We start from the raw sequence: 8,952 nt of genomic DNA on the forward strand, positions 1-8,952 counted from the left end.
TGAAGTGACCGCCTCGGGCGGTGGAGGGAAGCGCAATGATCTGCCCCTTTTGTCGTCACGAGGACTCCAAAGTCGTGGACTCCCGGACGGCTGACGACGGCTCATCAATCCGCCGCCGGCGTGAATGTCTCGCCTGCCAGCGTCGCTTCACCACCATGGAGACCACGAGCCTGCTGATCTCCAAGCGCTCCGGAGTGACCGAACCCTTCTCCCGTGACAAGGTCATGTCCGGCGTACGCAAGGCCTGCCAGGGCCGGCCCGTGACAGGCGATCAGCTCGCACTGCTCGCCGAAAAGGTCGAAGACCAGGTCCGCTCGCTCGGCCAGGGCGTCGTCCCCGCCTTCGAGGTGGGACGCGCAATCCTCGCGCCGCTGCGCGAACTCGACGAAGTCGCCTACCTGCGCTTCGCTTCCGTCTACCTCGGCTTCAACTCGCTCGAAGACTTCGAGCGCGCGATCGCCGAACTGCGTCAGGACCGCGCCGAGCGCTAGCGCTCTTTTGGCTCTTCTTCGTCTTCCGTCTCGCCGCGCGAGCGCAGCCGATCGGAGGCATCCCGCATCGATTCCGAGGCGGAAATGATCTGCTCACGCACCTTGCGTCGCAGCGTCTTGCCGAGTTGAGACTTCGGCAGTTCCTGCAGGACCTCGATCTGCCGCGGGATCGCGTAGTGGCTGAGCTTCTCATCGCACCAGGCCCGCACCGACTCGAGGTCGACGCGCGCGCCGGCCTCCAGCACGAGGGCGGCCACGACCTTCTCGCCAACCGCGCCCGAGGGCACGCCGACGACCGCGACGTCGACGACGCCCGGCATCTTGCGCACGGCGTCTTCCACCTGCGAGGGATAGATGTTGAACCCGCCGGAGATGATGAGTTCCTTGCGGCGGTCGGCCAGCGTGATGAAGCCATCGTCTTCCACGACGACATCGCCGGTGCGCAGCCAACCGTCTTCGGTGAAGACCTCGGCGTTTTCTTCCGGAGCGTTGAGGTAGCCGCCGAAGATCTGCGGGCCGCGAGCGATGAGCTCACCCTTTTCGCCCTGCTCGACATCGCGCGATGGATCCTCCTGGTCGACGATGCGGATATCGGTCGACGGGAACGCGACCCCGAGCGTGCCGGGGCGGCGGTCGATGGAGGTCGGGTTACCGACGATGACGGGGGAGGCCTCGGTCATGCCATAGCCCTCGATGATGAGTCCCCCCGTGGCTTTCTCCCAGCGTTTGGCAACCTGGCCATCGAGGCTCATGGCGCCGGCGAGCGCAATGCGGATGGAGGACAGGGACCGGCCCTTCGCGCGCGCTTCCTTCTCCACGCGGTCGAAGATCGGCGGGACGCCGGGCAGGAACGTGAACGGTCGGCGCCGCTGCGCCGAGAGCACCATGTCGACATCGAATCGGGGGAAGACGACCTGGGTTGCGCCCATGTGGACGGCGAATAGCAGGGACAGTGTGAGGCCGAAGGCGTGGAAATAGGGCAGCACCGCGCCGACGGTTTCGGTGCCGCGCTCCATCTGGGGCAGCCATTCGCGGCCCATCTCGACCATCGCGACGAGGTTGCGGTGCGTCAGCGGCACGGTCTTCGGTGAGCCCGTCGTGCCGCCGGTGTGCAGATAGAATGCGACATCCTCCGGGCTGGGGCCGGGCACGTCGGCGGAGATGGGCTTCGCGCGCTTGAGGAAGTGGACGAAGCTGCCAACGCCTGCGGGGATCGGGGAGCGCATTGTCTCCTTCAGCGCCTTGGTCTTCGCGAGCGGCAGCGAGAGCAGGCGGCGCGTGACATGCGGCAGGTCCCGGGTGAGGTCCATGGCGAGGACGACGCGGCCCTTGAGATCCCCGCTCGGGCAGACGGCGTCGAGCGACTTTTCCCAGGCCACGACGACCTTGCCGCCGTGGCGCTCGAGCTGGCCCTGGATCTCGTCGCTCGGGGCGAGCGGGTTGTGCTCGGCAACGATCGCGCCGATCCGCAGCGCGGCGAAGACGGCGATTGCGTGCTGTGCGCAGTTCGGCATGACAAGCGCGACGACATCGCCGCGGCGTACCCCGAGGTTATGGAAAAGGCTCGCCGCGCGGTCGACGCGGTCGGCGAACTTGGCATAGCTCGTCTTGCGGCCAAGGAAGTCGATCGCGAGGTGATCGGGGAAATCGGCCACCGCTTTAGCGAGCAGATCCGGCAGGGTCAGATCTGGGACCGAAATCTCCGCGGGGACGGAGGCGGGGTAATGGGTGCGCGATCGGGAGGTGACGTCGGAGACCATGGGTCCATTCTACCTACGCCACCGTAGGTTCGACCTACCGATAGCCCTGCCCAGAATGCGCCGCGAGCGTCACACCCTTGCGGTCAATGATGCGCAGCCGGATCGTGTCGGGTAGCTCAGTGATGCCCGCGATGAACGAGTCGGGAATATCGGAGGCGATATCGGTGATGACGTAGCCGATCTCCGCGGCCGTGCCGAGGATCTGGCCGGTGATGTTCACGCCGTGCTCGGCGAGCGCCTGGTTGATAAGCGCGAGGACACCCGGGGTGTTGCGGTGCACGTAGGTGAGGCGGAACTTCGTGTCCTGGCTCGGGTCGAGCGCGAGGCGCGGCAGGTTCACCGACATGCTCGTCGTGCCGTCCATGACGTAACGGGAGATACGGGTGCCGACGAACTGCGCGATCGAGACCTGCGCTTCCAGCGTCGAGCCACCGATATGGGGCGTGAGGATGACGTTCGGCAGGCCGCGCAAAACGCAGTCGAACGGCTCGCCGTTGGCGTTGGGCTCGCTCGGGAAGACGTCGACGGCGGCGCCCGCGATATGGCCCTCGAGGATGTGGTCGCGCAGGGCATACGTGTCGACGACGAAGCCGCGCGAGAGGTTTAAAAAGATCGAGCCCGACTTCATCTTCGCGAACTGTTCGGCGCCGAACATCGACGCGTTCGAGGTCACGCCATCGACGTGCAGCGAGATGATATCGGACACGCGCAGCAGCTCGTCGAGGCTGCGCATGCGCTGGGCGTTGCCGAGCGCGAGTTTTTCGGCCTTGTCGTAAAACACCACGGTCATGCCGAGGGCTTCGGCGACGACGGATAGCTGGGCGCCGATATTGCCGTAGCCGATGATGCCGAGCGTCTTGCCGCGCACCTCGTGGGCGCCGGCCGCGGATTTTTCCCACCGGCCCTCGTGCAGGGCACGGTCGCGCTGGGTCAGGCGCCGCATGAGCGCGATGATCTCGCCGATCGCGAGTTCGACGACCGAGCGCGTATTAGAAAACGGCGCGTTGAAGACGGCGACGCCCTTGGCGGTCGCGGCCGCCACGTCGATCTGATTCGTGCCGATACAAAAGGCCCCGATACAGCGCAGCGACGGGCAGCGCTTGAGCACCTCGGCCGTGACATTCGTCTTCGACCGGATACCGAGCACGGTCACCCCCTGCAGGGCTTCGATCAGTTCATCGCCCTGCAGCGCGCCCGGGTGGCGGGTGACGGCGAGACCAGCCGAGGTAAGAAAGGGATCTGCATCGGTATGAGGGTTTTCGAGCATGAGGGCCTTCATAAACCGAGCATGCCGCACTTCTTTCGCTTTGACAGACGGGTTCCGCCACGTGGAAAGGCCGCTAGTCGAACCAGCCCGCCGGCAGCCCCTGGTGCACGGCATGCAGCCGCCGCGTCGGACGCGTCATCGCGACGTAGATATCGCCCGCGGCCTCCTCGGCGATCCGGCGCGGATCGACGAGGACAACGACGTCGAACTCCAGGCCCTTGATCTCGGTCGGGTCCATGACGACGAGCGGGGAGCGCAGCCGGCCCCCGTGCGGGTTCGTCATTGACGCGCCGAGCTGGGGCGCGAGGAGCTCATAGGCCTCGTCTCGCACGTCGTGCGGGGTGATGACCGCGAGGCGGCCCGGCCCCATCGCGCGCAGCTCGGTGGTGACGACGTCGATGAGGATCTCGCGCCACGGGCCGTAGGTTTCTTCCAGCGCGTTGTCGGTTTCGCGCGCGGCCGTGACCGGGATGTAGTCACCCGGCGCGTAGGCGAGCAGCACTCGCATCGCGGCGTCGAGGATCGTCTTTGGCGTGCGGTAGGAGACCGTGAGCGAGGCCTGGCGGACGTGTTCGCGCCCGGCCTTGCCCATCGTCGCGCGCCAGGAGGCCGCGGGCGCGGCCGTCGATCGCTGCGCGAGATCGCCGACCGCCGTGATCGAGCGCGACGGGCAGCGGCGCAGCAGCGAACGCCATGCCATCGGGGATAGTTCCTGGGCTTCGTCGACGACGATATGGCCGTAGGCCCACGTGCGGTCCGCGCGGGCGCGTTCGGCCAGGGTGCGCGAGGGTCCGCGCTCGGTGAAGCGCGAGGCGAGGGTTTCGGCCGAGACCATGCCGGCGCCGAGGTTTTGGGAGGCGATCGCATCGGAGGCGAACTCGATCTCCTGCTGGGCGGCGCGGGCGCGGGCCAGGCGCTCGCGGCGGACCTCGGCGCCCTCGTGCTCGCCGAGCAGTTCGGCGAGCTCGTCGAGCATCGGCACGTCCTCGATCGTCCAGGGCATGCCGGGGGAGCGGTAGAGCAGTTCGCGCTCACGCGAGTCGAACTCGTCGGCGTATTCGGCGAGCACCTCGCGGTTGGCATAGAGGCGCTCGAGCAGCCCGGTCGGGGTCGTCGGCATCCACGCGAGGTTCAGGGCGACGCGCACATCGCGCGCCTGCCGGACGTCTTCATAGAGGAACGCGTAGTTCTCCTTCTCGTCCATCCCGCGCGCCTTCGCGTACTGCGAGGTGAGTTCGCGCAGCAGCGGCAGGACGAACGCGACGCGGGCCTCGTTATGCGGCGTGCCGGCCCGTCGGGCGCGCTCCATCGCGGCGGCCACCTGGTCGCGCCTCAGCGTGATCTCGACGCCCTCGACGGAAAGGCGCTGGTCCTCTTCGGGCAGGCGCTGCAGGCCGCGCACCGCCCGCTTGGCGAGGCGCGACATGAACAGGTTGCCCTTGACGTCGGCGACGTCGGCCTCGTCGTGCTCGGTCGCGCGGACCCCGGGCAGCAGGCTGCCCATCGTCGCCGCGACGACGTTCGTCTCGCCGAGGGAGGGCAGGACCTGGTCGATGTAATCGAGGAACAGCGAGGACGGCCCGATGAGCAGGACGCCCGCGCGCTCCATGCGCTCGCGGTGCGCGTACAGCAGGTAGGCGGCGCGGTGCAGGGCGACCGCCGTCTTGCCGGTGCCCGGCCCGCCCTGGACGACGAGGATGCCGTCGGGGCTATCGCGGATGATCGCGTCCTGTTCCGCCTGGATCGTCGCGACGATATCGGTCATGCGGCCATCGCGTGCCTGCGACATCGAGGCAAACAGCGCGCCCTCGCCGGTGAGGGTCGCGGCCATCTCGGAGCCGGCCGCCTCGACGTTCAGCAGGTCGTCTTCCAGGTCGACGACGGTGCGCTCGCGGGTCGTGATGTGTCGGCGTCGCACGACATCGCCCGGATGGGCCGCGGTTGCCTGATAGAACGGGCGGGCGTTCGGCGCGCGCCAGTCGATCAACAGCGGTTTGCGATCCTCATCACTAATCCCGACGCGCCCGACGTAGCGCGTCGTGTCATCGGTGAGGTCGAGTCGGCCAAAGACGAGCCGGTTTTCTACCGCGTCGAGGCGCGCGAGCGTGTCCTCATAGTGCGTGGCGAAGGCATCGCGCTCCGAGAGCGCCTGCGCGCTGCCAGTGCGTTCTTGCCGCCGAACTTTGGCGAGTTGATGGCGGTAGTGTGAACGCAGGGCATCGAGTCGGGCATAGATCCTCGAGACGACACGCTGTTCATGTTCAATCTCCCTCATGGCGCGCGAGTTGTTCTGCACGGAGGCTGGCCTTTCGACAAAGGGGAAAATGGCGGCCTTCCATTATCCGCCACGCAGCATGGGAATGCCAAGGGGAAGCGAGACGTTATCCTCAATATGACGCGACGAGACACAGACCTGGAGGTGGAACATGAGTGAGCATGGCCGACGCGCCAAATCTGACTACCCGCGCAATGACGGTGCCGTGATCCGCCACCGCGAGGTGCCCCACGCGCCAATCTTCATTCACGCGATGGGCTCACGAAGCGAACCGGGCGAGACCAATTACCTGCTGGCCCAAAACCTCGTGGGGTCGCTGCACACCGAGCGGGTCTTCACGTTCGATTCGGACCAGTTCATCAACTACTCGTCCCAGCGGCCGATCATCACGATGGAGCGCAACCGCTTCGTCGACTATCAGCCCGTCGAGATCGCGGTCGACCTGCTGCGCGACGATGAGGGTCGCGAGCTCGCGCTCCTGCACGGTCCCGAGCCCTCCCTCGGCTGGGAAGCCTTCGCCGAACACGTGGTCCAGATCGTGAAGGAACTCGGCTCTGACCTCGCCATCGGCGTGCACGCCGTGCCGATGACGGTGCCGCACACCCGGCCCGTCCAGGTCGTCAAGCACGCGAACCGCGACGGGCTCGGCGCCGACGATGACATCGTCGACGGGAGCGTCCAGTGGGCGGCTTCGATGGCCTCTACGCTCGAGTACAAGTTCGGCCAGGCGGGGATTGACGCCATCGGTTTCGGTGCCGGGATCCCGTTCTATATCGCGCAAAGCTCGTACCCGCAGGCGGCCGCGGAGCTCATCCGCCGCATTTCGGAGGTCTCGGGCCTGGCCCTGCCGCTCGGTGACCTGGAAGCGGCCTCGCTGCAGGTCTCGGCCGCGATCGACACCGAGCTGGAAGGCGACCAGCGCATGGAGCAGATGCTGGCGTGGATGGAAAAGTCCTACGACGACCGCATCGAAGACGGTGGCCAGCCGAACCATTCGGAGCTGACCGACGTGCCGAGCGCCGAGGAGATCGGTGCCGCGGCCGAGGCCTTCCTCGCCGATTTCGTCACCCAGCAGCGCGCGGCAGAAGAGGGCAACCGCGGCGAACTTCCCGAGTCACGCCGCGACGATGAACCGGAGGATCACTCCTAACAGCGTGCGTGGCACGATAGGTGCGTGCCGTTCACGTTTGAGGGTCGTCCCGCCGCCGCCATGCGCGTGTGGCTCGCCGCCGTCGCGATCTACATCATCGCGATCGCCGGCCGTACCTCCTTCGGGGTGGTCGGCGTCGCGGCGGCCCCGACCTATCCGATCGCCATCGGCGCGCGCGTCCTCGTCGGGCTCGGCGATGCCACGGCATTCGTCTCGGTCATCCGGCTCATCCCGGCCTGGTTCCCGACTCGGCGCATCCCGCTCATGACCCAGCTGACGGCGATCCTCGGTCAGCTCGGCCCCATCGTCTCGGCCGTGCCGTTTCTCGCGATCCTCGGCCGGTTCGGCTGGGTCGCCGCCTTCGCCTCGCTCGCCGCGACCGGGATCCTCACCGCGCTGCTCGGTTATCTCGCGATCGTCGATACCCCGGATGAGCACCAACAGAGCGTCCACCACGACCGCGTCGGCGCGATCCTGTCATCGGTGACGCGGCATCCGGGCACGTGGCTGGGGTTCTTCACGCATTTCGCGCTGCTGTTCAGCCCGAACGTCTTCCTCATCTTGTGGGGGATGCCGCTGCTGACCGTCGGGCAGGGATATTCCGCCGCGACTGCAGCGGCGCTGATCTCCGTCAACTCGATCGCGGGGATCGCCGCCGGCCCGGCCGTGGCGGCGATGCTCGTGCGCCACCCCTGGCAGCGCGCCCTCGTCGTCCTCGGGATCATCGTCGCGCTCATCATCGCGTGGAGCGCCGTGCTCGCCGTCGACGGCCAGCGGCCCGTGTGGCTGTGGACGCTGCTCGTCATCGTGCTCGCGATCGGCGGCGCCGGGTCCTCGATCGGCTTCGACTTCGCCCGCACCTCGCTGCCGCCCCACCACTACGGGACCGCGAGCGGGCTCGTGAACATGGGCGGGTTCATCTCCTCGATCACGGCGATCATGTTGGTCGGGGTGATCCTCGATGCGCTCGCGCCCGATAAAAACTTTTCTGCCACCGATTTTCGGATCGCGCTGCTCGTCATGGTCCCGATCATGGCGATCGGCGTGACTGGCATCCTCATCTCCCGGCACAAGCTGCGTGCGCGCCTGGCAACGGAAGGCATTCTTCCGCTGTCGGTGCCGCAGATCGTGCGCCGCGTCATGCGTTCGTGGCGCGAGGGGAGCTAATTCAGCTCGTCGTGCAGTACGGGCATCGTGCCTGCGAACTCCGCGAGCTTACTTCCGACAAGGACCGTCACGGGCAGTGGCAGGGCGCGGCAGGCGCGCGCGAGGGCGGCCTCATCGAAGGGGACCTTCGAGGCGATGATCAGGGCATTGCCGTAGCGCCGACCGCGCAGGATCGACGGGTCGATCGCGACGGCCACGTGCTCGAAGATCGACGAGATGGTCGCGACCTCGCTGCGGGCCATCGCGAGCGGCGGCCGGTCGGTGAGGTTCACGAGGTAAAGGCCCGCTTCGCTTAGCGCGTGGTGGGCGCTAAGGCCGACTTCGTAGGTGCGCATGTGGGCGGGGACGGCGCCGCCGGCGAAGGTGTCGCGCACGATGACGTCCCAGCGGCCCTCGGGAAAGCCCTGTAGCGCGGCGCGCGCCTCGGCGACGCGGATGCGCACGTCGGGGGAGCGGGGGATATCGCAGTACTCGCGCGCGAGCTCGGCGAGGACCGCGTCCCATTCGACGACGAGCTGGCGCGAACCCGGCCGCGTGTGCGCCCACGCCCGGGCGAGCGCGCAGCCCGCGCCACCAAGGTGCAGTGCGCGTACGGGGCCTGGGTGGCGCACGACGGACAGGGCAGCGTCCATCTGCTGCATGTATTCGAATTCGAGGTGGCCCGGATCGTCGAGATCGATGAAGGAGGATTCCATTCCGTCCAGCACGAGGAGCGCGGAGCGCGGGGAGGTGGTTTCGAACGTGAGCGTCCAGTTGAGTCCCTCATAGTGGTGTAGCGGGGTGGTCGTGCTGGACAGCAGGGCGGTCACCGCGTGATCCTCGAGTTCATCTTCTACAACTCA

At 67.3% G+C, this 8,952-nt stretch carries 7 protein-coding genes; 3 read left to right on the forward strand and 4 right to left on the reverse strand.

The features are described from left to right. The first annotated feature begins 35 nt into the window (after positions 1 to 35). Positions 36 to 491: a transcriptional regulator NrdR gene (nrdR, locus tag BSZ39_RS00385; protein WP_073715421.1), complete on the forward strand. Its 456-nt coding sequence runs from the start codon at positions 36 to 38 to the stop codon at positions 489 to 491. Here the strand turns inward: nrdR and BSZ39_RS00390 are convergent. The 3 genes from BSZ39_RS00390 to BSZ39_RS00400 all read right to left on the reverse strand — a co-directional run bounded on the left by BSZ39_RS00390 (position 488) and on the right by BSZ39_RS00400 (position 5,793). Continuing rightward, positions 488 to 2,251 carry an AMP-binding protein gene (locus tag BSZ39_RS00390; RefSeq protein WP_073715422.1) on the reverse strand — a complete coding sequence of 588 codons (1,764 nt, stop codon included), beginning with the start codon at positions 2,249 to 2,251 and terminating at the stop codon, positions 488 to 490. The two genes, nrdR and BSZ39_RS00390, sit on opposite strands and share 4 nt — an antisense overlap. Before the next feature lie 34 nt (positions 2,252 to 2,285). After that, complete coding sequence (gene serA / locus BSZ39_RS00395; protein ID WP_073715423.1) at positions 2,286 to 3,530, reverse strand: phosphoglycerate dehydrogenase; 1,245 nt, start codon at positions 3,528 to 3,530, stop codon at positions 2,286 to 2,288. A gap of 61 nt (positions 3,531 to 3,591) precedes the next feature. Then, on the reverse strand, positions 3,592 to 5,793 hold the full coding sequence (locus tag BSZ39_RS00400) for a HelD family protein (protein ID WP_073715431.1): 2,202 nt from the start codon (positions 5,791 to 5,793) through the stop codon (positions 3,592 to 3,594). A gap of 151 nt (positions 5,794 to 5,944) precedes the next feature. Here BSZ39_RS00400 and BSZ39_RS00405 point away from each other — a divergent pair, with 151 nt between their 5' ends. Together BSZ39_RS00405 and BSZ39_RS00410 are read left to right on the forward strand one after the other, a co-directional pair. Then, positions 5,945 to 6,943, forward strand: coding sequence for a proteasome assembly chaperone family protein (locus BSZ39_RS00405; protein WP_083602809.1), 999 nt, complete (start codon positions 5,945 to 5,947; stop codon positions 6,941 to 6,943). A 24-nt stretch (positions 6,944 to 6,967) separates the two neighbouring features. After that, a complete protein-coding gene (locus BSZ39_RS00410; protein WP_083602810.1) occupies positions 6,968 to 8,110 on the forward strand; it encodes an MFS transporter in 1,143 nt (380 codons plus the stop codon). On the opposite strand, the gene BSZ39_RS00415 is transcribed toward BSZ39_RS00410, so the two are convergent. Next, the gene (locus BSZ39_RS00415) at positions 8,107 to 8,919 is read right to left on the reverse strand and encodes a spermidine synthase (RefSeq protein WP_073715425.1); all 813 of its coding nucleotides are present in this window, start codon (positions 8,917 to 8,919) and stop codon (positions 8,107 to 8,109) included. The genes BSZ39_RS00410 and BSZ39_RS00415 overlap by 4 nt on opposite strands. Positions 8,920 to 8,952 lie beyond the last annotated feature (33 nt).

The sequence above is a fragment of the Bowdeniella nasicola genome (assembly GCF_001907295.1).
Classification (GTDB): Bacteria; Actinomycetota; Actinomycetes; order Actinomycetales; family Actinomycetaceae; genus Bowdeniella; species Bowdeniella nasicola.

What these genes read in the sequence shown, in the direction of transcription:
- nrdR (WP_073715421.1), top strand. Translation starts at nt 36, where the DNA reads ATGATCTGCCCCTTTTGTCGTCACGAGGACTCCAAAGTCGTGGACTCC.
- BSZ39_RS00390 (WP_073715422.1), bottom strand. Translation starts at nt 2,251, where the DNA reads ATGGTCTCCGACGTCACCTCCCGATCGCGCACCCATTACCCCGCCTCC.
- serA (WP_073715423.1), bottom strand. Translation starts at nt 3,530, where the DNA reads ATGAAGGCCCTCATGCTCGAAAACCCTCATACCGATGCAGATCCCTTT.
- BSZ39_RS00400 (WP_073715431.1), bottom strand. Translation starts at nt 5,793, where the DNA reads ATGAGGGAGATTGAACATGAACAGCGTGTCGTCTCGAGGATCTATGCC.
- BSZ39_RS00405 (WP_083602809.1), top strand. Translation starts at nt 5,945, where the DNA reads ATGAGTGAGCATGGCCGACGCGCCAAATCTGACTACCCGCGCAATGAC.